24 protein-coding genes and 1 tRNA gene are annotated in these 26,418 nt (G+C 53.7%); 18 read left to right on the plus strand and 7 right to left on the minus strand.

The window, feature by feature from the left end:
• Positions 1–91: 91 nt before the first annotated feature.
• The 4 genes from fumC to DW089_RS00270 all read right to left on the minus strand — a co-directional run bounded on the left by fumC (position 92) and on the right by DW089_RS00270 (position 3,129).
• Positions 92–1,468 (minus strand): class II fumarate hydratase, encoded by a 1,377-nt coding sequence (fumC, locus tag DW089_RS00255; protein ID WP_105326652.1) that lies wholly within the window; start codon positions 1,466–1,468, stop codon positions 92–94.
• A 159-nt stretch (positions 1,469–1,627) separates the two neighbouring features.
• Entirely contained in the window at positions 1,628–2,329 is a 702-nt protein-coding gene (locus DW089_RS00260; RefSeq protein ID WP_105326653.1) for a hypothetical protein, read from the minus strand.
• A gap of 231 nt (positions 2,330–2,560) precedes the next feature.
• Positions 2,561–2,636: transfer RNA gene (locus tag DW089_RS00265), tRNA-Lys, on the minus strand.
• A 151-nt stretch (positions 2,637–2,787) separates the two neighbouring features.
• Positions 2,788–3,129: a heat-shock protein Hsp90 gene (locus DW089_RS00270; protein WP_105326654.1), complete on the minus strand. Its 342-nt coding sequence runs from the start codon at positions 3,127–3,129 to the stop codon at positions 2,788–2,790.
• A gap of 148 nt (positions 3,130–3,277) precedes the next feature.
• Here DW089_RS00270 and DW089_RS00275 point away from each other — a divergent pair, with 148 nt between their 5' ends.
• The 7 genes from DW089_RS00275 to DW089_RS00305 all read left to right on the plus strand — a co-directional run bounded on the left by DW089_RS00275 (position 3,278) and on the right by DW089_RS00305 (position 8,147).
• On the plus strand, positions 3,278–4,081 hold the full coding sequence (locus DW089_RS00275) for a C39 family peptidase (protein WP_118286640.1): 804 nt from the start codon (positions 3,278–3,280) through the stop codon (positions 4,079–4,081).
• Between the two features lie 11 nt (positions 4,082–4,092).
• The gene (locus DW089_RS00280) at positions 4,093–4,359 is read left to right on the plus strand and encodes a TIGR04076 family protein (protein WP_231085714.1); all 267 of its coding nucleotides are present in this window, start codon (positions 4,093–4,095) and stop codon (positions 4,357–4,359) included.
• A gap of 244 nt (positions 4,360–4,603) precedes the next feature.
• The gene (locus DW089_RS00285) at positions 4,604–5,047 is read left to right on the plus strand and encodes an Hsp20/alpha crystallin family protein (RefSeq protein ID WP_105326657.1); all 444 of its coding nucleotides are present in this window, start codon (positions 4,604–4,606) and stop codon (positions 5,045–5,047) included.
• 201 nt (positions 5,048–5,248) lie between these two features.
• Positions 5,249–5,818, plus strand: a complete 570-nt coding sequence (locus DW089_RS00290; RefSeq protein ID WP_105327410.1) for a tryptophan transporter — start codon at positions 5,249–5,251, stop codon at positions 5,816–5,818.
• Complete coding sequence (locus tag DW089_RS00295) at positions 5,811–6,683, plus strand: energy-coupling factor ABC transporter ATP-binding protein (protein WP_199614395.1); 873 nt, start codon at positions 5,811–5,813, stop codon at positions 6,681–6,683. Before DW089_RS00290 ends, DW089_RS00295 begins: the two co-directional genes overlap by 8 nt.
• The gene (locus DW089_RS00300) at positions 6,676–7,482 is read left to right on the plus strand and encodes an energy-coupling factor ABC transporter ATP-binding protein (protein WP_105326658.1); all 807 of its coding nucleotides are present in this window, start codon (positions 6,676–6,678) and stop codon (positions 7,480–7,482) included. The genes DW089_RS00295 and DW089_RS00300 overlap by 8 nt, the downstream gene beginning before the upstream one ends.
• Positions 7,479–8,147: an energy-coupling factor transporter transmembrane component T gene (locus DW089_RS00305; RefSeq protein WP_105326659.1), complete on the plus strand. Its 669-nt coding sequence runs from the start codon at positions 7,479–7,481 to the stop codon at positions 8,145–8,147. The genes DW089_RS00300 and DW089_RS00305 overlap by 4 nt, the downstream gene beginning before the upstream one ends.
• A 126-nt stretch (positions 8,148–8,273) precedes the next feature.
• Here DW089_RS00305 and pepT read toward each other — a convergent pair whose 3' ends face one another.
• Positions 8,274–9,539: a peptidase T gene (pepT, locus tag DW089_RS00310; protein ID WP_105326660.1), complete on the minus strand. Its 1,266-nt coding sequence runs from the start codon at positions 9,537–9,539 to the stop codon at positions 8,274–8,276.
• 260 nt (positions 9,540–9,799) lie between these two features.
• Here pepT and DW089_RS00315 point away from each other — a divergent pair, with 260 nt between their 5' ends.
• From DW089_RS00315 to DW089_RS00330, 4 genes are all read left to right on the plus strand, one after another.
• Complete coding sequence (locus tag DW089_RS00315; RefSeq protein ID WP_105326661.1) at positions 9,800–11,125, plus strand: ATP-binding protein; 1,326 nt, start codon at positions 9,800–9,802, stop codon at positions 11,123–11,125.
• Between the two features lie 39 nt (positions 11,126–11,164).
• Positions 11,165–12,781: a gamma-glutamyltransferase family protein gene (locus DW089_RS00320; protein WP_118286641.1), complete on the plus strand. Its 1,617-nt coding sequence runs from the start codon at positions 11,165–11,167 to the stop codon at positions 12,779–12,781.
• Positions 12,782–13,297: 516 nt separating this feature from the next.
• Positions 13,298–13,591, plus strand: coding sequence for a DUF6110 family protein (locus DW089_RS00325; RefSeq protein ID WP_105325543.1), 294 nt, complete (start codon positions 13,298–13,300; stop codon positions 13,589–13,591).
• Between the two features lie 38 nt (positions 13,592–13,629).
• Complete coding sequence (locus DW089_RS00330) at positions 13,630–15,744, plus strand: heavy metal translocating P-type ATPase (protein ID WP_105325527.1); 2,115 nt, start codon at positions 13,630–13,632, stop codon at positions 15,742–15,744.
• Between the two features lie 150 nt (positions 15,745–15,894).
• Here the strand turns inward: DW089_RS00330 and DW089_RS00335 are convergent, their stop codons facing one another.
• On the minus strand, positions 15,895–16,260 hold the full coding sequence (locus DW089_RS00335; protein WP_118286642.1) for a TetR/AcrR family transcriptional regulator: 366 nt from the start codon (positions 16,258–16,260) through the stop codon (positions 15,895–15,897).
• 160 nt (positions 16,261–16,420) lie between these two features.
• On the opposite strand from DW089_RS00335, the gene DW089_RS00340 reads away from it, so the two are divergent.
• Both DW089_RS00340 and serA read left to right on the plus strand, forming a co-directional pair.
• The gene (locus DW089_RS00340; RefSeq protein ID WP_105326666.1) at positions 16,421–17,404 is read left to right on the plus strand and encodes a DNA recombination protein RmuC; all 984 of its coding nucleotides are present in this window, start codon (positions 16,421–16,423) and stop codon (positions 17,402–17,404) included.
• A 301-nt stretch (positions 17,405–17,705) separates the two neighbouring features.
• A complete protein-coding gene (gene serA / locus DW089_RS00345) occupies positions 17,706–19,295 on the plus strand; it encodes a phosphoglycerate dehydrogenase (protein WP_105326667.1) in 1,590 nt (529 codons plus the stop codon).
• Positions 19,296–19,362: 67 nt separating this feature from the next.
• Here the strand turns inward: serA and DW089_RS00350 are convergent, their stop codons facing one another.
• On the minus strand, positions 19,363–19,995 hold the full coding sequence (locus tag DW089_RS00350; RefSeq protein WP_105326668.1) for a formate/nitrite transporter family protein: 633 nt from the start codon (positions 19,993–19,995) through the stop codon (positions 19,363–19,365).
• 429 nt (positions 19,996–20,424) lie between these two features.
• Here DW089_RS00350 and DW089_RS00355 point away from each other — a divergent pair, with 429 nt between their 5' ends.
• The 5 genes from DW089_RS00355 to glsA all read left to right on the plus strand — a co-directional run bounded on the left by DW089_RS00355 (position 20,425) and on the right by glsA (position 26,368).
• Positions 20,425–21,843 carry a hypothetical protein gene (locus DW089_RS00355; protein WP_105326669.1) on the plus strand — a complete coding sequence of 473 codons (1,419 nt, stop codon included), beginning with the start codon at positions 20,425–20,427 and terminating at the stop codon, positions 21,841–21,843.
• Between the two features lie 163 nt (positions 21,844–22,006).
• Positions 22,007–22,657 carry a cupin domain-containing protein gene (locus tag DW089_RS00360; protein WP_105326670.1) on the plus strand — a complete coding sequence of 217 codons (651 nt, stop codon included), beginning with the start codon at positions 22,007–22,009 and terminating at the stop codon, positions 22,655–22,657.
• Between the two features lie 173 nt (positions 22,658–22,830).
• Entirely contained in the window at positions 22,831–23,790 is a 960-nt protein-coding gene (locus DW089_RS00365; protein WP_105326671.1) for a LysR family transcriptional regulator, read from the plus strand.
• 102 nt (positions 23,791–23,892) lie between these two features.
• Entirely contained in the window at positions 23,893–25,380 is a 1,488-nt protein-coding gene (locus tag DW089_RS00370) for a sodium:alanine symporter family protein (protein WP_105326672.1), read from the plus strand.
• 46 nt (positions 25,381–25,426) lie between these two features.
• The gene (gene glsA / locus DW089_RS00375; RefSeq protein WP_105326673.1) at positions 25,427–26,368 is read left to right on the plus strand and encodes a glutaminase A; all 942 of its coding nucleotides are present in this window, start codon (positions 25,427–25,429) and stop codon (positions 26,366–26,368) included.
• Positions 26,369–26,418: the final 50 nt, after the last annotated feature.

The following is a 26,418-nucleotide window of genomic DNA, read 5'->3' on the forward strand; positions in this document are numbered from 1 at the left end:
ATACGCTGTGCCTGTGGGCACAGCGTATTTTTGTTAGGGAAGAAAGTTAAAACCAAAAAAGAAAAGGAGCTTTTAGGTTTACTATCCCTTTTTATACCATTTCTTCCGGATGGAAAACCTTATCAAATTCTTCTTCTTTCATATAGCCCAGTTTCAGGACCGCTTCCTTCAGGGAAATATTGTCCTTGAAGGCCTGCTTGGCCACGACGGCGCAGCGGTCGTAGCCGATGTAGGGGCTTAGGGCGGTAACCAGCATCAGGGAATGGTGCAGGTTGTAGGCCATCTTTTCCCGGTTGGCCTTGATGCCGATGACGCAGTTTTTCCGGAAGGAAACCATCACGTCGGTCAGCAGCTGGACGGACTGGAGGAAGTTGTAGATGGTGACCGGCAGGAATACGTTCAGCTGGAAGTTCCCCTGGGAAGCGGCAAAGCCAATAGCGGCATCATTGCCCATGACCTGGACAGCTACCATGGTGACAGCTTCGCATTGGGTGGGGTTCACCTTGCCGGGCATAATGGAGGAGCCAGGTTCGTTGGCGGGAATGGTGATTTCTCCCAGACCATCTCGGGGACCGGAAGCCAGCCAGCGTACATCGTTGGCAATCTTCATCAGGTTGGCGGCCAGGGCCTTCAGGGCACCGTGGGCGTAAACCATATCGTCCAGGCTGGTCAGGGCGTGGAATTTGTTGGGGGCCGTTACAAAAGGATGGCCGGTGTTTTCCGCAATATAGGCAGCCGCTTTGGTGTCAAAGCCTTCCGGGGCGTTGAGCCCGGTGCCTACGGCAGTACCGCCCAGGGCCAGTTCCAATAGGCCCGGCAGGGCATTTTGAATTTCTGCCTTGTTGCGTTCCAGCATGGTGCGCCAGCCGGAAATTTCCTGGGAGAAGGCGATGGGCACCGCATCCTGCAAGTGGGTCCGGCCGGTGGTGACGATGCCCTGATTGTCCTTTTCCAGCTGGGCAAAGGCAGCCGCCAGTTGGTCCAGGGCCGGCAGCAGGTGGTCCTGGAGCTTTAGCACGGCAGCAATGTGCATGGCCGTGGGGAAGGTATCGTTGGAGCTTTGGGACATATTCACGTGGTCGTTGGGGTGGAGCAGAGCTTCCCCAGCCAGTTCATTGCCCCGGTGGGCGATGACTTCGTTCAGGTTCATGTTGCTTTGGGTGCCGCTGCCGGTCTGCCAGACGGCCAAGGGGAAGTTCCCTGCCAGTTTGCCGGCCAGGATTTCGTCGCAGGCCTGGCCGATTACCTGGCACCGTTTGGCATCCAGGTGACCCAGAGCCTGGTTAGCCTGGGCGGCTGATTTTTTCAGGTAGGCAAAAGCTGCAATCACTTCTGCCGGAATCTTTTCGGTGCCAATCCGGAAGTTTTCCAGACTCCGTTCGGTTTGGGCACCCCAATATTTATCGGCTGGAACCTTGATTTCACCCATGGAATCCCGTTCCAGACGCCACTTTTCATTACTACCCATATTGCTCCCTCATTTCTTATATGATACTGCATTATTTCATAGGATGGGGGGATTGTCAAACGAAGAAACCTGTTTTTGGCCCTGGGGATTGTCCCTGAGGAAAAGCGGCGCGTTGGGCCCTAAAAAAAGACGGCCGAAGCCGTCTTTTTCACTGCTTGTTTATTTGCCCAGCTGGCTTTTGAACGTGCTGAAGAAACGGTCCACAATGCGGGTGTACATACCGTTAAAATCGCTGTCTTCCTGTCTGTCCCGGGCGTCCTCACTGGTGTATACCAGGGCCCCTGTCTTCATGCTGTACACATCGAAGCGGACGGTCAGGTACATGGTAACGTACTGCTTTTCGGGAACCTTTACCGGAATGGGAATCCGGTGGACCACATCCCGATAGCCCTTGCTGTCATGAACGGTTTCGTGGATTTCTTTTTCCTGCCATTCCGTATGGGCCGGTACCACACTGACCTGTTTTTGGCAGCGGGTGACCTTGGGAACTACATAAAGGTCGGCCCCGGCGTCAACGGCAGCTTGGGGAATGTGGACGGCGGTGCTGTCCTTTACCGTTTCTTCCTGGGGGGCGCTGGCCTCACTGCCGGGCAGGATTGCCAGGGTTCCTGGCAGCGGTGCCGTGATGATTTTCGGGTTTTTGATGGCGGCAGCCTTTTGGTTAAAAATGACCTGGAAGGAATGGGCGTTGGAAGCCATTTGCTTGGAAAGGGCATCGGTATTGACTACGGCGGTGTAGATCGTTTGATCCTTTTTAAAGGAATGGGTGGGATCAGCCCATTTGGCAAAATCCGCGTAAGCAGGAAGGGATACCAGGGTTAACGCGGCTGCCAAAAGAGGAACCAAAAGTTTTTTCTTCATGAATTCGAGCGGACCAGCCAGGGAAACAGGCTGGCCTGCTGCCTCCTTTCTCTCTCGTGGGATGGATGAACCGAAAAGTATATTTTATTTATTATATCATGAAGTAATGAATTTTTCTGAACCTTTTTGGCGAAAAATTGGGACGCAGGAACTATCGGGAGGCTCGTTTTGTCCCGGGTCAGGCTTGGGGAAAAAAAAAGGAGCAGGCTTTTGGCCTACTCCTTGGGATTTTGGTGATCCACCCGGGACTTGAACCCGGGACACCCTGATTAAAAGTCAGGTGCTCTACCAACTGAGCTAGTGAATCATAAGAAACAGCTTTATAATTATAGCGGATTTTGAGGAATATTGTCAAGGGCTATTTTCGTGAAATTAATGTTTGTGCCGCTGCTCAGTGGTCCTATCCTTGGTTTGGACAGAAAAAAGCCAGGGAAGGAATTACCTTCCCTGGTGAGCCCTTAGGCCAACAATTCCAGCAGTTTGGCTCCGGCGGTGCAGGCCGGGCAGAAGCAGTATTTGCCGCCGCTTGCCTTGACTTCCTGGGCCTTGGCCAGCATTTGGGCAGCTTGGTCAGCGCCGAACGCTTTTTTGGCTGCTTCGGAAGCAAAGAAAGGAATGACCGCATCGATGGTGTTGACATCTTCCTTCAGGGCCGCATGGAGCAGAGCGGTCAGATTGGCTTGGGCAGCAGTGCCTTCTGCATCCAGCCATTTCTGGGCCAGTTCTTTTAAGCCGCCGTAAACGCTGGGCGCAGCAACCAGATTTTTCACTTCAGCAACAATTTCCTCGTGTTTATCCATGATGATCCATCCTCTATTGTAATAACTTTTATTACATTATACACCCAATTTAGGGGGAGCGCTAGGTTTTTTTGGGAAAATCCTTTATAATAAATTCCATAGTAAGTTTCTTGGAGATGGCAGGACTTTCCTGCAGAAAGGATGTAATATGCAAAAGACCAAAAAACTGTTTTCCTTGGGGCTGCTGGCCCTGTGCTTGAGCTTGGGACTGCATTTTCCCGTCCAGGCAGCAGATTATACCAATGATATGAAAATCCCGGGAGCGGCCAAAATAACCGTCAATGAGGGGGCTGCCTCCATTGACCGGCAGTTGGACCACCAGCCGGATCCCTATTTTGCCCACCCGGATTTTTACCATATGAAGGGCAAAGGCTCCCTCCTCCTGCTGCCCCATTTCCAGACCCTCCAGCAGTCCAGTGAATGGTCCTGTGGACCGGCCGCGGCCCTGATGGTGCTCAACTGGTACGGCAAGCGGGACGGTTGGTCGGAGCAAAAGCTGGCGGACCTGCGCCATTCCTGCAAGGACCTGAAGGTAAACGGCTTCCCGGAGGGGTATCCCGGCACCACCATGGCCCAAATGGAAGACATTTTCCAAAAGGTGGGGGGCTTTAAGACCATCAGTTCCACGGACTATGCCCGGAAAGGCAAGACCTTTGGCCCGGAAGATATCAAACGCTTCCTCCAGCAGGGGCGTCCCATTATGGTATGCTGGATCGACTGGGGCGGCCATTGGCAGGATATCATCGGCTATGATGATATGGGTACGGAAAATCCCCAGGATGATGTAGTCATCATGGCGGACCCTTACGATACCACGGACCATAACCAGGACGGCTACGGGATTTATCCGGCGGCCCGGTTCTTTGCCCTGTTTGATATGTTTGGTTCCTTCCCGGAAAGCGAAGGGGGCAATCACAACCTGTTTTTGGTAGCGTACCCGGACGGGCAGTAAGGAGGCGGCTGATGACAAGACCCAAGATTACCATTCGGGTGGTGGACAAAAAGGGCCCCAGGGGCTGCCACCACGGCCATACAGCCGGCTGTACCTTTGACTGGGATACCCAGCGGGGACAGCTTTGCCCCATGGCCCAGCACGTGCTGTTTCCCTATATCGACATTCTCCGCTACGGGGGCATCATCCCCGGCATGAAGGGCAATACCCTGCGGGTAGCCTGCCCGGATGCGGACGTAATCAATATTTTTGAAATCACTGTAGAAAAAACAAATTAACCCAGAAAAAAACGGACGGCCTTTCCCCCAGGTGGGAAGGGCCGTTTTGCGGTGAATAAGAAAAAATAGTAAAAAACTTTGACTAATTAGCACTCAACTATTGACAGTGCTAACAACAAGTGGTATATTATAACCAGAACGAAGGAGAGACCAAGGAAAGGGTTCCCAAAAAGAACCGTTGCAATAGCCTTTCGGTAGTTCCAAAAGCTGACCTTCATGGCCAAGATGAACGGAGGAATGGCTTATGTTACTGCCTAGTGTATTCGATGAAAATGGTTTTGAAGATTTGATGGATGATTTTGATGATATGTTCAGCAGCCGGAATCCTTTGTACGGGAAACATGGCAGAAACATGATGAAGATGGACATTCGGGACGTGGGTGACCACTACGAACTGGATATCGATCTGCCGGGCTTCAAGAAAGAGGAAATCAAGGCGCAGTTGGAAAATGGCTATCTGACCATCCGGGCTTCCAAGGGTTTGGACAAGGATGAGAAGGATAAGAAAGGGCAATATATCCGCCGTGAACGTTCCTATGGTGAATGTGCCCGTACGGTTTATGTAGGGGAAAATATCACCGAGGCCGATGTGAAAGCCAAATACGAAAACGGCATCCTGCAATTGAGCATTCCTAAGAAAGAACCTCAGAAAGAAGAAACCAAGAAATATATCGCTATCGAAGGATAACGAGGAAGGGAACCCTCAGGGAGGGTTCCGGAGAGAATCCCGGAGTCATACGCAAGTATGGCTCCGGGATTTCTTTATGTGTGCACCTGCAAAGGAGACAATGTTTTCTGGAGGAAACACCCTTGACAACACCTTCTATCCCACGTAAACTATAATTTACAATAGTTTTTGAAAAAATTGCGAAAAAAGGAGCAACGGTCAATGGAAAAACAAATTCCGGAGTTAATTACTGTCGAAGCAGCTCGGGACACCCATCGCTGGGTGGCAGTCACCGCTCTTTTGCTGGCAATCGGCGTTATTCTGCACACCATCAGCCCCAACGTAGGAGGCGTAACCCCCAACTGGACCATTGCCATGTATTCCATTACCATTTGCCTGACCCGTCCCAGCCTGAGCCGGGCCCTGGGAATAGGCTTTGTGGCCGGCTTGACCCTGATTCCCTCCTCTAAATCCGCGTTTCCCCTGGGCAACCTGGCCAGTGAACTGTGCGGCGCAGCTACTGCCTGCATTCTGGTAAAGGCCTTTGCCCTGACCCATTTGGAAAACCTGCGGGTAAAACCCTTTATTGTGGGCTTTTTGGCCACCTTTGTCAGCGGGTCAGTATTTACCCATATTCTGAAATTGGTTCTGGGTTTGCCTTTGGTTGTGTGGATCCGGGCCATGCTGCCTCTGGTAGCTGTGATTGCCCTGGTGAACGCCCTGGTAACCCAGGCCCTGTACGGCCCGGTCCGGAAGATTTTCTTTGCAACGGAGGGTGGACAACATGAGTGAAGCGGCAATTCGGATTTCCGATTTTTATTTTGAATACCTGAACAGCGACCTGGTGCTGAAGGATATCAACCTGACCATCAAGGAAGGCTCCTTTACGGCCATCGCCGGTCCCAGCGGCGCTGGAAAAACCACCCTGTGCAAGGCCATGACGGGAATTGTCCCCCATTATTATGGCGGAAGGTACCACGGCTCGGTAGAAGTTTTGGGAGAAAATATCCAGGGCAAGAAAATTTCTGAACTGGCCATGCGGGTGGGAATTATGCTGGACGACTATGAAAGCCAGATGGTGTCCCTGACGGCGGGAGAAGAAATTGCCTTTGGCCTTTTGAACCATGGTTTTTCTCCAGATGAAGTGGATGCCCGGGTGTCCCAGGCCCTGGCAGAGGTAGGCCTTCCTGGCCGGGAAAATTACCAGCTGGACGAATTGTCCGGGGGCCAGCGGCAGCGGCTGCTGCTGGCGTCTGTACTGGCCTGTCAGCCGGAAATCCTGATTTTGGACGAACCGGTTTCGGCCCTGGATCCGGACGGAGCCCGGTCCCTGTATGCCCTGGTGCACAAAATCTACCGGCAGCAGCAGATGACCGTAGTGGTGGTGGAACATGACCTGAACTACCTGCTCCCCTACCTGACGGATCTGGTGTTAATCAGCGGCGGGGAAGCGGTGGTCCAAGGCCGCTTTGAGGAAGCTGCCCAGGCCGTCTACGAGCGGGAAGACCTGCGGGAAAACCTGCCGGAACTGTGGCAGGTGAAGCTGGGCCTGGAAAAACGGTTCCAGATCAAACTGGGCGACTGGCGCAATGAGCTGGAAGCCGAAGAAGAATTGACGCAAAAATTCCAAAGAAGGGGGACGCTGACCCATGATTGAAGCAAGTGCTGTAAACTTTGCCTACCGCCGGGGCATCCCGGTGCTTCAGGACATTACCTGCACCATTGAAGACGGGGAAGCGGTGGCCCTTTTGGGTCACAACGGCAGTGGGAAAACCACCCTGAGCCGGCTGTTCATGGCCCTGGACCATCCCCGGAGCGGAACCATTCAGGTGGACCAGGTGGATATTGCCGGCTACGAGCCGGCGGATCTGGCCAATAAGGTGGGCTATGTGTTCCAGAACCCGGATCTCCAGCTTTTGGGGGATACGGTGTACGAGGAAGTGGCCTACGGGCTGGAAAACCGGAAAATGCCCAAAAAAGCCCTGGATGAACAGGTCCGGGAAGCGGTGGAGGCCATGGGACTTACTCCCTACCTGCAAAAGTATCCCCGGTCCCTGTCCTTTGGCCAAAAACGCCGGCTGGGGGTGGCTGCGGCCTTGGCCCTTCAGCCTCGGACGCTGATTTTGGACGAAATCACCAACGGCCAGGACGAACAGGAAAAGCACCATATGATGCAGTACCTGTCCCGGCTCCAGGAAGAAAAACATTTGACCTTGATTTTGATTACCCACGACATGGAAATTGCCCGGCAGTATACCACCCATTCCCTGGTACTCCACGACGGGCAGTTGGTCTACGATGGCAGTACCCGGGACCTGTTTGACGGGGAGCGGCCCATTGAGGAATGGGGCCTGAAGCAGCCGGTACTGGCCCGGCTGGGCGCCCTGTTTAAGGTGCGGGCCGGCTCGCCGGAAGAATTGTGCACCCTGGTAGAACGGAAGGGGGGAGAGGCATGAAAATCACCGCCTTTACCCGGCTCATTCTGGTAGTGGCCATTACGGCCTGGGTTTTCCTGCTGCCGATTCCTGCTGTTGCTACCCTTCTGGCCCTGGAACTGGTCATCCTGCTGTACATCAAGCGGGACCGGATGACCATGGCCGCTATTGGCACCCTGACGGTGTTTACCGGCATTATGGTGGTACTCCAGCTGCTGTTTGGGTCACCGCTGGATATAGCCCTTACCGGGGGCCTGCGGATGTTTGTGATGACCACGGCCTTCCTGTGCCTGTTGGCCTCCACCCGGATCCAGGACATTGCCCAGGCACTGGTGGAAAAGTTCCATATGCCCTATGAATACGCCTTTATGCTGACCACGGCCCTGCGCTTTGTGCCGGATTTTCTGTCCGACTCGGCCATTACCCTGGATGCCCAGTCCTGCCGGGGCTATTCCAATCGGGGCAACGCCTTTAAGCGCCTTTACGCCTACCTGGCGGTGGTAAAACCGTTAGTGATGCGGGCAGTGGCCAAGTCCGATACCTTGGCATTATCCATGGAATTAAAGGGCTTTGGGCCCAATACTTATAAGAACCGGCGGCCCATGAAATTAAAAATTTGGGATTATCTGGTGCTTTTGGGGGTTATTGCCCTAAGCTCCTACCCTTGGTGGGTAAAATACCTGTAAGCTGCTGCCAAGCCTCAGAAAATGCTGAAGCTTGGCAGTTTTTGCAGGTGCCGGCGGTCCGGCAAGCGCGGCTATAAAAAAACACAGGCTTCCTTTTGCGGGGAAGCCTGTGTTTTTTGTTTTTGTTTAGGCGTGAAGAGCTTTTTCGTATACCAGCTGGATGATTTTCATGGTCACTTCATAGGACTTTTCCAGGCTGGGTACGGGCAGGAATTCGTATTTGGAATGGAAGTTCAGACCGCCGGTAAAATAGTTGGGGGTAAAGATGCCTTTGGTGGAAATATAGGCTCCGTCTGTACCGCCTCTCATGGCGATGGTCTTGGGGGTGATGCCCAGGTCTTCCATGGCTTGGTAAATAAAGTCAATGGCCTGTTTATTGTCGTCGGTCAGGGCATCTTTGATGTTGCCGTATACGTCTTCCAGGGACAGGGATACATGGGTTCGGGGTTCCATTTTCTTTAACTGTTCCACGGCGTCCCGGATCTGCTGTTTCTTGGCTTCGTATTTGGCCTTGTCGTGGTCCCGGATGTTGAGCAGCACCTCCGCCCGGGAAGCGTTGGACTGGATGGATTTTACCCAGATGTAGCCTTCTCTGCCTTCGGTGCATTCTGGGGTTTCTTTCCGGTCAAACAGGTTCACAAAGTCTACGGCCAACAGGGTGGGGTTCACCAGCCGGCCCTTGGCATTCATGGGGTGGGCGCTGATGCCCTGGATGTTTACCAGAGCGGTGCCGGCGTTAAAGGTTTCATAGACCACTTCGCCTACGGCGCTGCTGTCGATGGTGTAGGCAAAGGCCACCGGGAACCGGCTGTAATCCATGGCTTTGGACCCTTTGAGCCCCACTTCTTCGTCGGGGACAAAGGCCACGTAGATGTCCCCATGGTAAATTTCCGGATGGGTGTACAGGGTATGGAGCATGGTCATGATGTTGGCAATGGCTGCCTTGTCATCGGCGCCCAGTACGCTGGTGCCGTCGGTAAAGACAATGTCCTGGCCGATATAGTCCGCCAGTTCCGGATGTTCCGCTGCCTTCATGACAATATGTTTTTCCGGGTTCAGGTTCACATCTCCGCCAGGATAGGCTTTCACCACCTGGGGATGGACAATGGGGCTCAGGTTTACGTCCGCCGTATCCAGGTGGGCGCAGAAACCGATGGCCGGTACGGTACCCGTAAAGTCCTTGGGCAGGTTGGCCGGCAGATAGCCGGTGAGTACGCATTGTTCGCTGAGCCGCAGATCTTCCAGATCCATCAGTTCCAGTTCCACCTCCAGCTGCTTGGCAATGTGCCATTGGGTGGGAGAACTGGGAACCCCGCCGCCGGCCCGGCTTTGGGAGGGAATATTTACATAACGCAGGAAACGTTCCAGTAATTCGTCAGAAATTTGAGTCATAACAAAACCTCCTTTGGAATCATTCTTCTTAGTATTATAACACAAAAGCCCTGTTGCCCCGGTATTTTACTGGAAAAATGTTTCTTTTTGTAAGGGTTAAGCAGAATGGAAAAAGCGTTTTGAATAAGGGGAATTTTTTTCTAAAAGTCCATTGAAAAAAATACGAAAATCCTGTAAAGTGTTAGGGTACCCATTTTACGGACGGAGTGTTCCCTTTTTACCGAAGGGACGTCCCGGAAGAGAGAAAAGAGAGGCAAAAAATGCTGCAACGGAAAATCGAAAAGTTTCTGCAGACCTGGAAGCAGGTACCCAATCACAACCCCTTGGTGATCAAGGGCTGCCGCCATTGCGGCAAAACCACGGCCATGAAGGAATTCGCCAAAAAGGAATACGACCATGTGGTTTATTTGAATTTCCAGGATAAGCCGGATTATGCGGCAATTTTTGAAGACTCCCAGGATGTGAATTACCTGGTAATGCTGATTACGGCTCTGGCCGGTCCGGATACGGTGTTCGAACCCCATAAGACGGTGCTGCTGTTAGATGAAATCCAGGAATGCCCTAAGGCCCATGCGGCCCTGAAGGCCTTTAAGCTGGACGGCCGGTACGATGTGATTGCCGCAGGCTCCCTTTTGGGGGTCAAGGGTTACGGCAATGGTTCTGCCATGATTCCCGTGGGCTACGAAACGGTGGTCAACATGGTTCCCCTGGACTTTGAGGAATTTCTCTGGGTGAACGGCATTACGTCCCCGGTGCTGGACCTGCTGCGCAAAAGCCTGGCAGAAGAAACCCAGGTGCCGGAAGCCCTGCATCTGCGGCTTAACGAATTGCTGAAGCTGTACGTGCTGGTAGGCGGTATGCCCGGGGTGGTAGCCGACTATGTGGAACACAAGGATCTGAACCGGGTGTACCAGCTCCAGCGGGAAATTCTCCAGGATTATGAAGAAAACCTGTTTGTGAAGGTGAACAAACGGGCCCAGGCCAAGCTGCGGGAATGCCTGGAAGTGGTCCCCCAGCAGCTGAGCAAGGAAAACAAGAAGTACCAGTACGCCCAGCTGAAGCGGGGGTCCAAGGCTTCCCAGTTTGAGGGAACCCTCCAGTGGCTGGAAGAAGCCGGTCTGGTAACCCGCTGCTATAACCTGACGGAACCGGGCCTGCCCCTGGAACGCCATGCCATTGACTCCATTTTCAAAGTGTACCTGAAAGATGTGGGGTTGTTTGCTGCCATGCTGGAAGGGGAAGAACGAGCCGCCCTTCTGGAAGGTAATCTGAACGGCTGCCAAGGGGCCATTTACGAAAGCCTGGCGGCGGACCTTTTGGCCAAAAGCGGCCGGAAACTGTACTACTACCACAAGAACTCCGGGTTGGAAGTGGACTTTGTCATCCGCTGCCAGTCCCAGAGTACCCTGGTGAAAGCAACGCCGTCCACGGGCAATACCAAGAGCTTGAAAACCATTCTCCAGCAGCCGGAAACCTACCATGTGGAACAGGCCATCCAGCTGGGGTTGGGCAATGTAAACCGGCAAACCCGGAGCGGTATTTTGGAACTGCCCATGTATATGGGCTTTTTGCTGAGCCAGTATTAAGGACGGCGGAAGCTGCCCTCTAGAAGAAGGGGTGAAACTATGGGTTTGGAATTTAATCTATCTGCGTATCCGTATCCTTCCCGCCGGCGGGTGATTTTTGCCCGGCATGGTATGGTCTGCACCGGTCAGCCGCTGGCTGCCCAAGCAGGCCTGCGTATGCTCCAGGCGGGGGGCAATGCTGTGGATGCGGCCATTGCCACGGCTATCTGCCTGACCGTGGTGGAGCCTACCAGCAATGGCCTGGGCAGTGATGCCTTTGCCATTGTGTGGATGAAGGATAAGATGTATGGGTTGAACGGCAGCGGTCACGCACCGGCTTCCTTGAACCGGGAAAAATTGGCCAAGCTGGGCATTACGGAAAAAATGCCCATCCGGGGTTGGATTCCGGTTACGGTGCCGGGAGCACCGTCCGCCTGGTCCGTACTGCACAAGCGCTTTGGCCGTCTGCCTTTTGCCAAATTGTTTGAACCGGCTATAGAGTACGCTTCCCAGGGCTATCCCCTGTCCCCGATTATTGGGCAGCTGTGGAAGGAAGGGGAGCAGGTTTTCCTGCCCTTTAAGGACGACCCTGCTTTTCAGGGCTGGTTCCAGACCTTCTACAAGGGCGGCCGGGTGCCGGAAGTGGGTGAACTGGTTACCCTGCCGGATCACGCCAAAAGCTTAAAAATCCTGGCGGACAGCCATTGCGAAGCCTTTTACCGGGGCGAGCTGGCAGAAGCCATGGACCGCTTCAGCCGGGAAACCGGCGGCTATCTCCGGAAGGAAGACCTGGCGGGCTATGAAGCCCAGTGGGTGGAACCCATCCAGGTGAACTACCGGGGCTACAATGTGTGGGAGATTCCCCCCAATGGCCACGGTATTACGGCTCTGATGGCCCTCAATATTATGAAGGGCTTTGACCTGCCGGAACGGGAAACCGTGGACAGCTACCATAAACAAATCGAAGCCATGAAACTGGCCTACTCCGATGCCCAGGAATTCGTAGCCGACCCCCGCTATATGCGGACTAAGGTGGAAGACCTGCTGAGCGAGGACTATGCGGCAGCGCGCCGGGCCCTGATTGGGGAAAAGGCTTTGCAGCCCCAGCACGGGGATCCCTTCAGCGGCGGCACGGTATACCTGTGTACGGCGGACGGGGAAGGAAACATGGTTTCCTACATCCAAAGCAATTTCCGGGGGTTTGGCTCCGGGATTGTGATTCCGGGCTATGGCCTGGCCCTGAACGACCGGGGCCTGAACTTCTCCCTGGATCCTTCCAAGGACAATTGCCTGGCCCCCAACAAGAAGCCCTATCATACCATTATCCCAGGCTTTTTGACCAAGGACGGCAAGGCCGTGGGGCCCTTTGGGGTCATGGGCGGTTTTATGCAGCCCCAGGGCCATCTCCAGGTGATGCTCAATACCTTGGACTTCCACCTGAATCCCCAGGCTGCCCTGGATGCACCCCGGTGGCAGTGGATTCGGGACAAAAAGGTAGAAATTGAAGACGGGGTAAGCCCGGAAATCATTGCAGGCCTGCGGGAACGGGGCCATGAAATTACCGTAAAAAGTGAAAAAAGCGCCTTCGGACGGGGCCAGATTATCTGGCGCCGGGAAGACGGCGTCCTGGTGGGAGCTACGGAACCCCGGACGGACGGAACGGTGGCTGCCTGGTAAGGCGCCCCAATATAGGAAGCGTTTCTCTGCCTTAGGGCCGGGGGCGCTTCTTTTTTTGCGGCCGCAGGCTGCAGGAAGTTAGTTTATAAAAACTGGTTAAGAAAATCTGCTATTCCTTTAACTTATCCCTACCTATAGCCAACCAGGGAAATACCCCTGCAATAGAAAAGTCCTTATAAAAATAGCAAGAAAATGGAAGAAGAATAAGCAATATTCATAGTTATAGCGTTTTAAAATTTTATAAAACAATAGAACATACGGATAGGCATGAAAATGCGTTGAATTTTGCCTAAAAATGTTGCATTATCAAGTTAGTTCGTACTATAATGAGGAAAGTCAAATTGGACTATAACCTCCCCGGATGATACTGGAGTGTGGTGCAGACGCAATTACAATGCGGCTTTTGGGCGGGAATTAGGACGCCCCCCAAAGGATTGCGGCTGCAGCGGACTCATGTGAAACGTTCTCCTAATGGGCCAAATGCTCCGGGCAATTTACGGAAAGGTGGCAATGGATATGGAAAGAGAAGATTGGGTAAAAACGGGATTGGTAGCTGGAGGGGCTGTACTGGGTCTTTTGGGTGAAAAGCTGGTAAAATCCAAGCTGATGAAAAAAGCCCTGGTCAAGAGCACGGCCGCTGCCCTGCGGGTGCAAAAATGCGCTTCTGAAAGCACTGCCTGCCTGCAGGCACAAGCCGATGACATTGTAGCGGCTGCCAAGGAAGAAAACAAGAAAATTGAAGAAGCAGAAGCTGCTGCAGAAGCTGCTGAAGCTGCCCAAACGCCGGTTATCGAAGACGCTGCGAAATAAGCCCCGTTCCCTAGGGTCAAAACAAGGGAGCGAGAGCCATGAAATTTCAAATTCAAAATGAGGTTCCAGGCCGCCTGCGGGTGCGCTGCCTGGCCCAGGAGGGGCGGAAAGTCCGCTCTTTTGACCTGGAGCAGGGAGCTGCCATTTTAGGGGGCTTGGAACGGGTTGCCGGCGTCCGCAAGGTGAAGCTGTATTCCAGCGCCGCCGGCATTGCCGTCTTTTATGAACAGGATTTGGCAGGCGATAACCGCCAGGGGATTATTACCGCCCTGGCCCGGCTGAACATGAACGATCCGGAACTGCGGAAGGCCACCAAGGAGAAGGCGGGCTCCCTGCAGCTGAACCGGCAATACCGGAACCGGCTGATTGGGCTGGTAACCCGGCATTTTGCCTGCAAGTTCTTCCTGCCCCTGCCGCTTCGGATGATTCGCTCCTGGTACCATACCTTGGGCTTTATCCGCCTGGGGCTCCGGTCCCTGCGTCAGGGCCGGCTGGATGTGCCGGTGCTGGATGCGACGGCCATTACGGCAGCCATGCTGCAGAACGACCTGTCCACGGCGGGCAGCGTTATGCTGCTGCTCCATATTGGGGAACTGCTGGAAGAATGGTCCTACCGGAAGTCCGTCCACGACCTGGCCGAGAATATGTCCCTGCACATTGACACGGTCTGGAAAGTGGTGGAAGGTACGGAAGTGGAAGTACCCCTGGCCGAAATTGCGGACGGGGATCTGGTCAGCGTAAAGATGGGCTCCACCATTCCTCTGGATGGGGAAGTGACGGCTGGGGAAGCCTTGGTCAACCAGGCTTCCATGACCGGGGAATCCCTGCCGGTGGAAAAGAAGCCGGGGCTTACGGTGTACGCCGGAACGGTGGTGGAAGATGGGGAAATTACCGTGAAGGTCAAGGGCGGCGCTGGTGCCACCCGCTACGACCGGATCGTGGAAATGATCCAGGCTTCCGAAAGCTTCAAATCCAACCTGGAAAGCAAGGCCGCCCATTTGGCGGACAAGCTGGTGCCCTGGTGCTTGGGCGGTACCGTCCTGACCTACCTGCTGACCCGGAACGTTATGCGGGCCATGTCCATCCTGATGGTGGACTTCTCCTGTGCACTGAAGCTGTCCATGCCTCTTTCGGTGCTGTCCGCCATGCGGGAATGCAGCACCCATAAGATTACCGTCAAGGGCGGCAAGTTCCTGGAAGCGGTAGCGGAAGCGGATACCATTGTCTTTGACAAGACTGGTACCCTGACCCTGGCCAAACCCAAGGTGGCCGATGTCTTGTGCTTCAGCGGGTACGACCGGAGCACGGTGCTGCGGTATGCTGCCTGCCTGGAGGAGCATTTCCCCCATTCGGTGGCCAACGCCATTGTGCGCCAGGCTGCGGAAGAGGGCCTGACCCACGAGGAAATGCACAGCAAGGTGGAATATATTGTGGCCCACGGGATTGCTTCCCAGGTGGAAGGGAAACGGATTGTTATCGGTTCCGGCCACTTTATTTTTGACGATGAGCACTGCGTTATCCCGGAAGGGGAAGAAGCCATCTACGAAAGCCGGCCGGAAGAATATTCCCATATCTATATGGCCCTAAACGGCAAGTTGATGGCCATTATCTGCATTCAGGATCCTCTGCGGCCAGAAGCACCCCAGGTGCTGCGGAATCTGCGGCAGGCGGGCTTTAAACGCCTGGTCATGATGACTGGGGACAGCGAGCGGACGGCAGCGGCGGTAGCGGCCAAAATCGGGGTGGACCAGTTCTACGCCGAAGTGCTGCCGGAAGATAAGGCACGATTTGTAGAAGAAGCCAAGGCCCAAGGCCATACGGTGGTGATGGTAGGGGACGGTATCAACGATTCCCCGGCCCTGTCGGCGGCAGACGCCGGCGTTGCCATTGCCGAAGGAGCGGATATTGCCCGGGAGATTGCGGACATTACCATTTCTGCCCACGACCTGCAGCAGCTGGTGGTGCTGAAGCAGCTGAGCACCCTATTGATGCGCCGGGTAAACTTCAACTATGACTTTGTGGTATCCTTTAACGCCGGGCTCATTGGTTTGGGCGTATTAGGCATTCTGCCTCCGGCTACCACGGCTTTGCTGCACAATGGGTCCACCATTGCCATCAGTCTGCACAGCATGACGGATCTGATGGAAGCCTAACTTAAAAGAATGAACTGATAAGTATATAGAAAAAAAGGAAGTTCCTTTAGGAACTTCCTTTTTTTACTGTTCGCAATGCAAAATGTACCAAATCCTCCAGCAGCTGCTCCGGCGATTTTCCTTCCGGATTAAAGGGAAGGGTATGCTCCTTCAGCAGGAACAGCAGTTCGGTAATGGCTTCCAGCAGGAAAGCCGCATAGGCATAATCCCGTGCTTCTGGGGTTCCAGCTGGCTGCGGAGAATTTCCTGAAGGTAGCGGGTGAGCCGCTCCAAGGGCGTTCCCCCTGCTGCTTCCACTTCCTCCTGGAGCCGGGAAAGTTCCTGGCATTCTTCTTTGACAACGGCCTGGTACAGGGCGGCCTTGCCGCCAAAGTAGTAGGAAATCAGGGCGCTGTTGCAGCCGGCGGCCTGGGCAATGGCGAGGATGGATACATTCCGGTATTCTTTGGCGTCAAACAGGGCAGCGCCGCTGCGAAGCAGGCGTGCCTTGGTGCGCTCCGGGTTGCGTTTGATCATGGCGGGTCTTCCTTTCCCAGTGCTGGCTAAATTGCTGACGGTTCGCTTTATCCCTTATTATAGCCCCTCCCCGTGCGGAAGACAATCCAGCCGGAAGTGGGAAGAACACGGGTTTTTCTGTTATAATGGACGGGCAGAACAAAAGGAAAGGATGAACGGAATGGAAACAATCTTATTGGGCGCCGTGCTGGGGGTTCTGGTACTGGTGCTGCTGCTGTTGTGGAAACTATACGGAGCGCTGGCCGCCCGGGAAGAAGTGCTGCGCCAGCAGGCCCGGGAAGATGCGGACCGGCTCCGGGACAGCCTGGACCAGAAGGTGACCCTGTCCATGGGTGTGGTCAGCGACCGGCTGGGGCAGGTAAGCCGCGGCCTGGGGTCCATGCAGAGCCTGGCCCAGGGGGTGGGGGACCTGAAAAAGGTGCTTACCAACGTAAAGAACCGGGGTATCTGGGGGGAAATGCAGCTGGGGAACCTGTTGGCAGATATGCTGGCCCCGGACCAGTACGGCACCAATGTGGCCGTCCGGCCCCGGAGTCAGGAACGGGTGGAATTTGCCATCCGGCTGCCGGGACGGACCGGTGAAGGGCCGGTGTGGCTGCCCATTGACGCCAAATTTCCCCTGGAAGATTACCAGCGGTTGGTGGAGGCCCGGGAGGCCGGGGACGGGGACGGGGAAACCCTGGCCCTGAAGCAGCTGGAATTGCGGTTAAAAAGCGAGGCCCGGGATATTCGGGACAAGTATATTGCCCCGCCCTATTCCACGGATTTTGGGCTGCTGTACCTGCCTCTGGAGGGGCTTTTTGCGGAAGCGGTATCCCTGCCGGGCCTGGTGGGGGAACTCCAGCGGAAGTACCGGGTGACCCTGGCGGGTCCCACTACCCTGGCGGCGCTCATCAACAGCCTTCAAATGGGGTTCCGGACCCTGGCCGTGCAAAAACAGACCAGCCAGGTTTGGCGGCTGGTGGCCCAGATCAACAATGATTTGGGAACTTTCCAGCTGGCGGTGGAGAAGGCGGAGAAAAAGCTGGAAGAAGCCCAAAATGCCCTGGAAACCGTGGGAAACCGGACCCGGATATTGAAAAAACATTTAGAACAGGCAGAAAAATTTACACAGGCCCTTGACAATCCGGACAAAAGTGATTAGACTTGTAATCAAGTTCTTGTATCACCTAAATTCATATAGAAAATTGTCTATGAAGGAACCAAGTACACATGATCTTTTCCTACAGAGAGTTGCTGGCAGTGAAAAGCAGCGGAAGATGGTGTGGAATCCACTCCGGAGATGGTGGGGGCAGCAACCCACCCGGCCAAGCCGTTACACTGGAAATGAGGCTGCACCGCAGCGAAATAAGGTGGCACCACGTGAGAGATCTTCTCCCGTCCTTGACATACCCATTTAGGGGGTCAAGAACGGGAGTTTTATTTTTCTTAAAGGAGAGATAACAATGGACAAGAAAAAAGTCATCGTGGTAGAGCGTATTTCGGACAAAGGCGTGGAAATGCTGAAAAACCAGCCGGATTTGGAAGTGGATGTAAAATTTGACATTCCTCGTGAAGAGTTATTAAAGATTGTGGGAAAATACGATGCCATTGTGGTGCGCAGCGTAACCAAAATCAACGAAGAATTTTATCAGGCAGCCACCAACCTGAAGGTGGTGGGCCGTGCCGGCAACGGGGTAGACAACATCGATATTGCCGGAGCTACCCAGCGGGGCATCATTGTGGTGAATACTCCGGAAGCCAACGTAATTTCGGCCGCTGAACATACCATTGGCCTGATGCTGGCTTCCTGCCGGAATACGGTACGGGCCCAGAAGATGATTGAAAGCAAGGTCTGGGACCGGAAGGACCTGAAGGGCGTGGAACTGTACCACAAGACCCTGGGGATTATCGGCCTGGGCCGGATTGGTACCTTGGTTACCAAGCGGATGCAGGCTTTTGAAATGAAGGTTATTGCCTACGATCCCTACATTCCCGACAGCCGGTTCAAACGGCTGGGGGTAGAAAAATGTGAAACCCTGGATGAGTTGCTGGCCCAAGCCGATATTATCACCATCCATACTCCCAAGACGGAAGAAACCATCAATATGCTGGGCAAGGCCGAACTGGCCAAATGCAAGGACGGGGTTCGCCTGGTGAACTGCGCCCGGGGCGGCTTGTACAACGAACAGGCTGTAGCTGACGCTATCAAGGCTGGCAAGGTAGCCAGCATCGGTTTGGACGTACTGGTAGATGAACCCAAACCCATTTCCCCCTTGATTGGCCTGAACCAATGCGTACTGACGCCCCACTTGGGCGCTGACACGGTGGAAGCCCAGGACAAGGTGGGCATCGCCATTGCCGAAGAAGTGGTAAACGTACTGAAGGGCCAAATGGTGCCCAACGCTGTGAACCTGCCGGCCCTGCATCCCCAGGAACTGGAAGGCATGGCTGGCTATCTGCAGCTGGGCGAATGCCTGGGCAAGTTCTATTACCAGCTGGAGAAAGACCCGGTGGACAAGGTGGAGATCATCTACCAGGGACCGGCTGCCCATCTGGAAACCAACCTGATTACCCGCAGCATCTTGAAGGGCCTGTTTGACCCCATCCTGAAGGAACGGGTCAACGTGGTCAACGCCGAACTGGCCGCCGAGAACCGGGGCGTAGCCGTGGTGGAAGGCAAGGTCAATGGGGAAGACCGGGTGAACCGGATCAGCCTGCGGGTGTACAGCGGGGAAAAGGTCTTTACCGCAGCCGGAACGGTTGCGCCGGACAATACGCCCCATATTACGGAACTCCAGGGCTATGCCTTTGATGTGGTACCGGCACCCTATATGCTCCTGGCCAAGAACGATGATAAGCCGGGCATGATTGGGCAGATTGGTACTCTGATGGGAGCCGCCCATGTGAACATTGCCACCATGCAGGTGGCCCGGGATATGGATAAGGGCAGCGCTATGATGGTAATGACCGTGGACAGCACCGTGGATAAGAGCACCCTGCAAATTGTGGCAGGTTTGGACGGCATCAATTCTGCGGACTTTGTAAAATTGTAAAAATAATAGACAGCAAAAAGGAGTGCAGCCAGGGGGCCGCACTCCTTTTTTGATTGCTGAAACTGGGTCAGCTTTTGGCCCTGTTTTGTACCAGCCGGAAACTGTTGCAGGCACACAGGCCCCCCGCTGCGTTGCCGGCGGAAATGACCAGAATCCGCAGGAGGGCATCCCCATTCATCCGGCCTGCCATAAAGAAGTAGAACATATCCGCAATGCTGTGTTCGTAGCCGCTGAGAACGAAAACGATTACCCCCAGGAAGACGGCCAGGTACTTTCCGGGAACGTGGGGAGCACTGCGGTAGCCTTCCACCGCCAGGAACACGAAAATATTGCAGAAAAACCCCAGGATGAACAGGCTCAGCAGGCTGTCCTGGCTCTTGGCATAAACCAGGGCCTGGGCCGCGCTGCGGCTGGCAATCACTACCCGGGTTTGGGATAGGAGCAGGGCCGTAAGGCCGGTACCCACCAGATTCCCCAGCCAAATCAGGGGCAGTTTCAGGGCGTAGGCAGCGTCCTGCTGCAGGGCATAGCACGCCCGGCCGGTAAACAGGGCAAAACCGTACTGGCAGATGGTCAAAAGGCCAATGCAGAACAGACAGGCGCCCAGGAGCCGGTTGGATTGGGCTACAAAGGCGGCACCTCCCAGGCCGATGCAGACCCCGGCGAGGATTGCAGAAGCGAAAAGTTTCAGTTGTTCCATGGTATTCCCCTCTCAGAAGCAAAATATAAGCTGCCAAAAGCGGCAGAGGTGATTCTACTTCCACTATACCTGAGGCAGGAAAACTTGTCAAAAGAAAGCGTACAATAAAGTTGAGTTAACCAGTAATAAATATAAGAACTTTTAATATTTGCCTTGCCAAAATAGGAAAAATGCCGGGAAAACAGCTGAAATGCCTGTCTGAAAACTTCGCTTAGATGGACAATATGGATAAAAATCCCGTTCTTCTTTACAAATTAGGAGAAAAATCTGCAAAGAACAAGGCTAAAAAGGCTGTTTTGAAAATATTTCAATATACCTGCATTAAAAACTAATTTTGAAGCCGTTGAAAAGTACGTGAAATTTAGGTAAAATATTACCATTCTAAATTTTTTCTCATTTTTTTTCTTTTTTTACAGAGGGGGATGACCTATGCAATTCGATTTAGTTGGTTTTTTCCTGAATCCATTGGTCCTGCTGTTTTTGACCATGGCTTTGGGAAACATGTTCGGTGAACTGCAGTTCAAGAAGTTCAAGTTCGGTATCACCGGGACCCTGTTTGTGGGCCTGGGCATCGGCTACTTCCTGACCCAGTACGCCGCCACCATCGCCAAGGGCAGCAAGTATTTTGCTACTGCCACCACCATCATGCAGGGGAAAGTAATCAACGGCACCCTGATGAACCTGTCTTTGCTGATTTTCCTGGTTGGTACCGGTCTGTTGGCCGCCAAGGACATGAAGTACGCCATCAGCAAATTCGGCCGTCAATTTGTGATTCTTGCCATTTTTATTCCGTTTGTAGGCGCTGTTTGTTCCTATGGCTTCTCCAAAGCCCTGGACAACATGAGCCCCTACCAGATTACCGGTACCTACACCGGCGCTCTGACCAGCTCCACCGGCCTGGCTGCTGCTACGGAATCTTCCGATTCTGAATCCCGGCGGATTGCCCAGGATTTCCAGAATCAGGACCAGAAGACCCAAAAGAAGATGCTGGCCATCATCAACGGGGCCAAGGCTCGGGATGCCAAGCTGCGCAACCAGCCGGTTCCTGAAACCATGACCGTAGAAAATACCCAGAGCCTGAAAAACGAAGACGTTGAAGTGTTCGTTACGGAAGCCAAAGCCGGCGTAGGCGTTGGCCATTCCATCGGTTATCCTTTCGGCGTACTGTTCCTGATCATCGCCGTAAACGTAATTCCCAAAATCTTTGGGTTTGACGTGGAAAAGGAAAAAGAAGAGTACTTTGCCCAAAAGGCCTTGGATATTAAAAAGAATGAAAACCTGGCCGTGGACAAGATGCCGGAAGTTCCCCTGGACTTTATCGGTTTCTCCCTGGCAGCCTTCCTGGGCTTCCTGCTGGGTTCCATTAAGATTTACCTGGGACCTTTGGGGATGTTCTCCCTGGGTTCTACCGGCGGCGCCATCATCGTTTCCTTGATTCTGGGCGCTGTGGGCAAACTGGGTCCCATCCACTTCCGCATGAACTCCATGGTGCTGGGCAAGATGCGTACCTACTTCCTGTCCGTGTTCCTGGCTGGTACCGGCCTGAACTACGGCTTCCGGGTGGTGGATGCCATCACCGGCGCTGGCTACATGATCGTAATCATTTCTTCCCTGGTAGCCATCCTGTCCATCCTGTTCGGCTTCCTGCTGGGCCGCTACTGCTTCCACATCAACTGGACCCTCTTGTGCGGCGCCATCACCGGCGGCATGACCTCCGCTCCTGGCCTGGGTGCTGCCATTGATGCCATTGAATGCGATGAACCGGCTGTATCCTACGGTGCTACCCAGCCCCTGGCTACCCTGTTCATGGTAATCTTCTCCATCATCATCCATAAGCTGCCTATCTGATGCAGCTGTCCAAAATTGTCTGCCAAAGCCCTTGGGGTTCTGGCAGACAATTTTTTATGGCTTGGCAGGAAACTGCCCTGCGTAAGAAATTTGTGCTAAAATGTTGGTAAAACAACGGACTATTCTTTCCGTTTTGCTATAATACAAGCAAGGGGGGAGGAACATGCAGGCAGGAACTGTTTTTTCATTGGTACAAAACAACCAGCCCGTAGAAGGCTGCACCATTTCCGGACAGCTGTTTCCAGGGAAACAGGCAGAGGCCCTGCTTTTCTCGTTGGCTCAGGGAACGTCCATCAGCGCTGAGAGTTATCCTCAGGGACGGCTTTATTTGGGCCTTGCAGGAGAGCTGGTACTTCAGGATCCGGAGGAGCAGCGCCAGGTAGGCGCCGGTCAGGTGGCCTTTCGCAAGGGCGGCAGCTTGACCAAGCTTCTGGCTCCCCAAGCTGCAATTTATGCAGAAATTCCCATCAAGGAGGAAAAAAACATGGCAATGGCATTGGATGCAGGAAAAGTAATGAAGCTGGCTGACCTGGTTCCCTACCAGGCAGGCAAAATCGTCAACCGGGATCTGGTGGACGAGGCACATATGAAGTTTGTGGTGCTGAGCTTTGCCGGCGGAACAGCGCTGCCGGAACACGCTGCACCGGGCCAGGCCCTGATTTTCGCCCTGGATGGGGAAGCAGTCATTACCTACGAAGGCAAGGACCATCTCATTAAGGCAGGGGAAAACTTCGTCTTCGCTCCCGGCGGCCTTCACGCCGTCCGGGTGGAGCAGGGACAGCAGTTTAAGATGGCCCTGCTGCTAAATCTCTAAGCATTGAACATAAGGAATACCCTGGATTGAAGATTTTCATAGGGGGCGTGCAGCGGCGCGTCCCCGCTTTTTTTTGCCCGAAAGGGGAAGTGGGGTACCTGAAAACACCTTTACAGAATTATCAAAATTGCTGTAGAATATTTGTATACAAAAAACACAGGAGGCATTTTCCCATGGACACCAACAATCTCCGTTATTTTGCCGCTGTGGCCAAGTATGGTTCTATTACCCAGGCGGCCAAGGCCATGTATATTTCCCAGCCCCAGCTGAGCCACATCATCAAGCAGCTGGAACAGGAAATGGGCCTGACCTTGTTTCGGCGGACCAGCCAGGGCACCCGGCTTACCGTGGACGGCCAGCGGGTTTTGAGCCACTGCAAGGTGATTCTCAGGGAAATGGACAGGCTGGAAAATATGGCCAGTACCCAGAAAATGGACCACAGCCGCCTGAATGTCAGTATGACCCGGTTTTCCCATACTTCCGAGTGTTTTAACGAAATCTGCCGGAAGTACCAGGATATCGACAGTTTTTCCAGCCACCTGTGCGAAGCAGCCACCATGAATGTGGTGGAGCAGGTGAAAAGCGGGTATTCCAATGTAGGGGTGATCCATGTTTCTACCCAGCGGCCGGACCTTACCGGGTACTTTGCCCAGCAGGGCCTGACCTACCTGCCGCTGGCCTGCTTTAAGCCCTATGTGTGCCTGTCCAAGGAGCATGAGCTGATCCGCCGGCACGGCCGGAAGGGTATCCATATCCAGGACTTGCAGGACTACGGCTTTGTCCGGTACATGGGGCAGTATGAGGACTTTATTTATCATATCAGTACGGAAAAGGGGCCTATAGACCTGAACGAGGCCCGGAAGATTGTTTACGTCAACGATCGGCAGGAACAGATGCGGCTGTTGTCCAAAACCAATTTCTTTACGGTGGGGATTATGGAATTTCCGGACCAGGGGGCCATGTACGGGGTGATTTCCGTGCCCCTTTTGGGCTGCCAGGAACATCTGCGCTTTGGGATTATTTTGCGGCAAAATGCAATTTTATCCCAAATGGAGGAGGATTTTATCACCCTGCTGCAGAATCAATACCATAAACTCCAGGCACAGGAAGCGGACCTTTTATCGGCTTCGTAAATACCCCCTATGTAAATCATCTATTTCCTGCATGGATTCATCTTATCTTATAATGAATTTGTGAAGTTTTCGCAAGATTCGAAAATAGGAGGATGAACGAAGATGATGGAATTTTTGGATGCATTGGACAGTGTGCTGTATTATCCCATCCTGCTGGTGGTCATGGGGGCTGCCGGTTTGTACTTTAGTGTGCGCATGGGCTTTGTGCAGCTGCGGCGGCTGCCGGAAGCCATTCACCTGGTGATGGCCAAACCGGCGGATGGAAGTACTACCTCTCCTTTTCAGGCACTGATGGTTTCCACGGCGGCCTGTGTGGGAACCGGGAATATCATCGGGGTATCCACGGCCATTTGTTTGGGGGGACCGGGGGCTGTGTTCTGGATGACCTTGATGGCGATTATTGGGGCGGCTTCTTCCTTTACGGAATGCACCCTAGCCCAGATCTTCAAGCGGCGGAAAGAGGACGGTTCCTCCTACGGGGGCCCGGCCTACTACATTGAAGATGCCCTGCACAATAAGGCTCTGGCAACTGCCTTCGTTATTTTCCTGCTGCTGACCTATTCCTTTGGGTTCAACCTTCTGTGCTCCTACAATGTGCAGTCCACCTTTTCCGTCTACAGCTTTTATAATCCGTCGGTAACCCCGGCCATTATTGGGGCTATTATGGCAGCCTTGGTAGGAATCTGCGTACTGGGCGGTTCCAAGGCCATTGAAAAAGCTGCCAGCCTGCTGGTACCCGTTATGGGGGTGGCGTATGTTGTCGTTACGGTGGTGGTTTTGGTGATGAATTATCAAGTTCTTCCGCAGGTTATCGAAACCATTTTTGCGGATGCATTCAACTTCCGGGCTATTTTTGGCGGTATCGGCGGGTCCTGCCTGGTCATGGGCATTAAACGGGGGCTCTATTCCAACGAAGCTGGGGTGGGCAGTGCGCCTAACGCAGCAGCTTCCGCCACTACCACCCATCCGGTAAAACAGGGACTGGTGCAGATGCTGTCCGTATACATCGATACGGTCATCCTGTGCAACGCTACGGCACTGATGTGCCTGGTGTCCGGGGTGCAGGGCAATGCAGAAAATGCCGGGGCTGTATGGGTACAAACGTCCTTGTATCAGGTGCTGGGCAGCTTTGGCCCTATGTTTATCACCGTGGCCATGATTTTGTTCTCCTTCACTACGCTGATAGGGAACATTTACTACTGCCAGAACGGACTGGCCTATCTGAACCATAAAAAGATGCCCAGTCAAGGCTTTATGAAGGGTTTCTACCTGTATGCCGTCTTGATTGTCTTTGTAGGCGCCATTATTCCTATGGCAGCAGCCTGGGATTTGGCAGACATTATGATGGGCGGCATGACCCTGATCAACCTGACGGCCTGCCTGCTGCTCAGCGGGGTGGTTGTCAAGGCATATCAGGATTATTGCAAACAAAAGGCTGCCGGGCTGGATCCCCAGTTCCTGGGCTCCGCCATTGGCCTGAAACCCAGCGAAATTGAATTTTGGAAGGACGGCACGGAAAGCCACGAAGAAACTGACGAGGACGACGAAGGGCTGGAAGCGTTAAGCAATCATGCTGGTCCTTCCTTGTAAAACTTGGCTTTATAAAATAGCTTGACCTAAGAAGGGGGAAAGGGCAATGGTTTTGGAAAAGAAAGAAGTACAGCAAATCCTGGATGATGCGTTAAACGAAGGGCGCAGCGTCCTGTACGAGGGCAAGGTGGCCAGTTATATTCCTGAACTGGCCAAGGCCAACTCTGGCAATCTGGGTGTGTGCATTATGAAAAAAGATGGCAGCGTTTACAGCGCCGGGGATGATAATATTCCCTTTACCATCCAAAGTATTTCCAAAACCTTTGGCCTGATTCTGGCCCTGCAGACTGCCGGCTACGACAAGGTATTCAGCAAAATCGGCATGGAACCTACTGGAGACCGGTTTGACAGCATTCTGCAGCTGGAACTGAAGGATTGGCGTCCCTTTAACCCCATGATCAACGCCGGAGCCATTGTGACCACCAGCTGCATCGAAACTCCGGACCCTTTCGGTTCCTTCCTGGAACTGGTCCGGAAGCTGTGTGACAATCCCAAAATCCGGCTGAACGAATGCGTGTACCAGTCCGAGAAAAAGACCGGCACCCGGAACCGCTCCATCGCCTTTTTGCTGAAAAGCGACCATGTGCTGGACGGGGAACCGGAAGAGGTACTGGATGTCTATTTTCGGATGTGCTCTGTTATGGTTACCGCCCGGGATTTGGCCCACTACGGCATGATCCTGTCCAACCACGGGGTGGACCCCAAAACCGGGGAACAGCTGGTGGATTCCAAGATTATCCGGATTGTGACCACCCTGATGATGCTCTGCGGGATGTACGACGAATCCGGGGAATACGCAGTGAAAGTGGGGCTGCCCAGCAAAAGCGGCGTAGGCGGCGGGATTTGCGCCGTCGCCCGGCAGGGCGTGGGCATTGGGACCTTCGGTCCCATGCTGAACAAGAAGGGCAACAGTGTAGGGGGCATGAAAATCCTCCAGGTCCTTTCCGACCGGCTGGGCCTGCACGTATTTGATTCCAAAGCGTTCTAATCTCATTGCTATAGATAAACTCCCTCTTTTTTCGAAAAAGGCCTGTGCAG

The organism is Acidaminococcus sp. AM05-11 (genome assembly GCF_003472805.1).
GTDB lineage: Bacteria > Bacillota > Negativicutes > Acidaminococcales > Acidaminococcaceae > Acidaminococcus > Acidaminococcus hominis.

What these genes read in the sequence shown, in the direction of transcription:
- fumC (WP_105326652.1), bottom strand. Translation starts at nt 1,468, where the DNA reads ATGGGTAGTAATGAAAAGTGGCGTCTGGAACGGGATTCCATGGGTGAA.
- DW089_RS00260 (WP_105326653.1), bottom strand. Translation starts at nt 2,329, where the DNA reads ATGAAGAAAAAACTTTTGGTTCCTCTTTTGGCAGCCGCGTTAACCCTG.
- DW089_RS00270 (WP_105326654.1), bottom strand. Translation starts at nt 3,129, where the DNA reads ATGGATAAACACGAGGAAATTGTTGCTGAAGTGAAAAATCTGGTTGCT.
- DW089_RS00275 (WP_118286640.1), top strand. Translation starts at nt 3,278, where the DNA reads ATGCAAAAGACCAAAAAACTGTTTTCCTTGGGGCTGCTGGCCCTGTGC.
- DW089_RS00280 (WP_231085714.1), top strand. Translation starts at nt 4,093, where the DNA reads ATGACAAGACCCAAGATTACCATTCGGGTGGTGGACAAAAAGGGCCCC.
- DW089_RS00285 (WP_105326657.1), top strand. Translation starts at nt 4,604, where the DNA reads ATGTTACTGCCTAGTGTATTCGATGAAAATGGTTTTGAAGATTTGATG.
- DW089_RS00290 (WP_105327410.1), top strand. Translation starts at nt 5,249, where the DNA reads ATGGAAAAACAAATTCCGGAGTTAATTACTGTCGAAGCAGCTCGGGAC.
- DW089_RS00295 (WP_199614395.1), top strand. Translation starts at nt 5,811, where the DNA reads ATGAGTGAAGCGGCAATTCGGATTTCCGATTTTTATTTTGAATACCTG.
- DW089_RS00300 (WP_105326658.1), top strand. Translation starts at nt 6,676, where the DNA reads ATGATTGAAGCAAGTGCTGTAAACTTTGCCTACCGCCGGGGCATCCCG.
- DW089_RS00305 (WP_105326659.1), top strand. Translation starts at nt 7,479, where the DNA reads ATGAAAATCACCGCCTTTACCCGGCTCATTCTGGTAGTGGCCATTACG.
- pepT (WP_105326660.1), bottom strand. Translation starts at nt 9,539, where the DNA reads ATGACTCAAATTTCTGACGAATTACTGGAACGTTTCCTGCGTTATGTA.
- DW089_RS00315 (WP_105326661.1), top strand. Translation starts at nt 9,800, where the DNA reads ATGCTGCAACGGAAAATCGAAAAGTTTCTGCAGACCTGGAAGCAGGTA.
- DW089_RS00320 (WP_118286641.1), top strand. Translation starts at nt 11,165, where the DNA reads ATGGGTTTGGAATTTAATCTATCTGCGTATCCGTATCCTTCCCGCCGG.
- DW089_RS00325 (WP_105325543.1), top strand. Translation starts at nt 13,298, where the DNA reads ATGGAAAGAGAAGATTGGGTAAAAACGGGATTGGTAGCTGGAGGGGCT.
- DW089_RS00330 (WP_105325527.1), top strand. Translation starts at nt 13,630, where the DNA reads ATGAAATTTCAAATTCAAAATGAGGTTCCAGGCCGCCTGCGGGTGCGC.
- DW089_RS00335 (WP_118286642.1), bottom strand. Translation starts at nt 16,260, where the DNA reads ATGATCAAACGCAACCCGGAGCGCACCAAGGCACGCCTGCTTCGCAGC.
- DW089_RS00340 (WP_105326666.1), top strand. Translation starts at nt 16,421, where the DNA reads ATGGAAACAATCTTATTGGGCGCCGTGCTGGGGGTTCTGGTACTGGTG.
- serA (WP_105326667.1), top strand. Translation starts at nt 17,706, where the DNA reads ATGGACAAGAAAAAAGTCATCGTGGTAGAGCGTATTTCGGACAAAGGC.
- DW089_RS00350 (WP_105326668.1), bottom strand. Translation starts at nt 19,995, where the DNA reads ATGGAACAACTGAAACTTTTCGCTTCTGCAATCCTCGCCGGGGTCTGC.
- DW089_RS00355 (WP_105326669.1), top strand. Translation starts at nt 20,425, where the DNA reads ATGCAATTCGATTTAGTTGGTTTTTTCCTGAATCCATTGGTCCTGCTG.
- DW089_RS00360 (WP_105326670.1), top strand. Translation starts at nt 22,007, where the DNA reads ATGCAGGCAGGAACTGTTTTTTCATTGGTACAAAACAACCAGCCCGTA.
- DW089_RS00365 (WP_105326671.1), top strand. Translation starts at nt 22,831, where the DNA reads ATGGACACCAACAATCTCCGTTATTTTGCCGCTGTGGCCAAGTATGGT.
- DW089_RS00370 (WP_105326672.1), top strand. Translation starts at nt 23,893, where the DNA reads ATGATGGAATTTTTGGATGCATTGGACAGTGTGCTGTATTATCCCATC.
- glsA (WP_105326673.1), top strand. Translation starts at nt 25,427, where the DNA reads ATGGTTTTGGAAAAGAAAGAAGTACAGCAAATCCTGGATGATGCGTTA.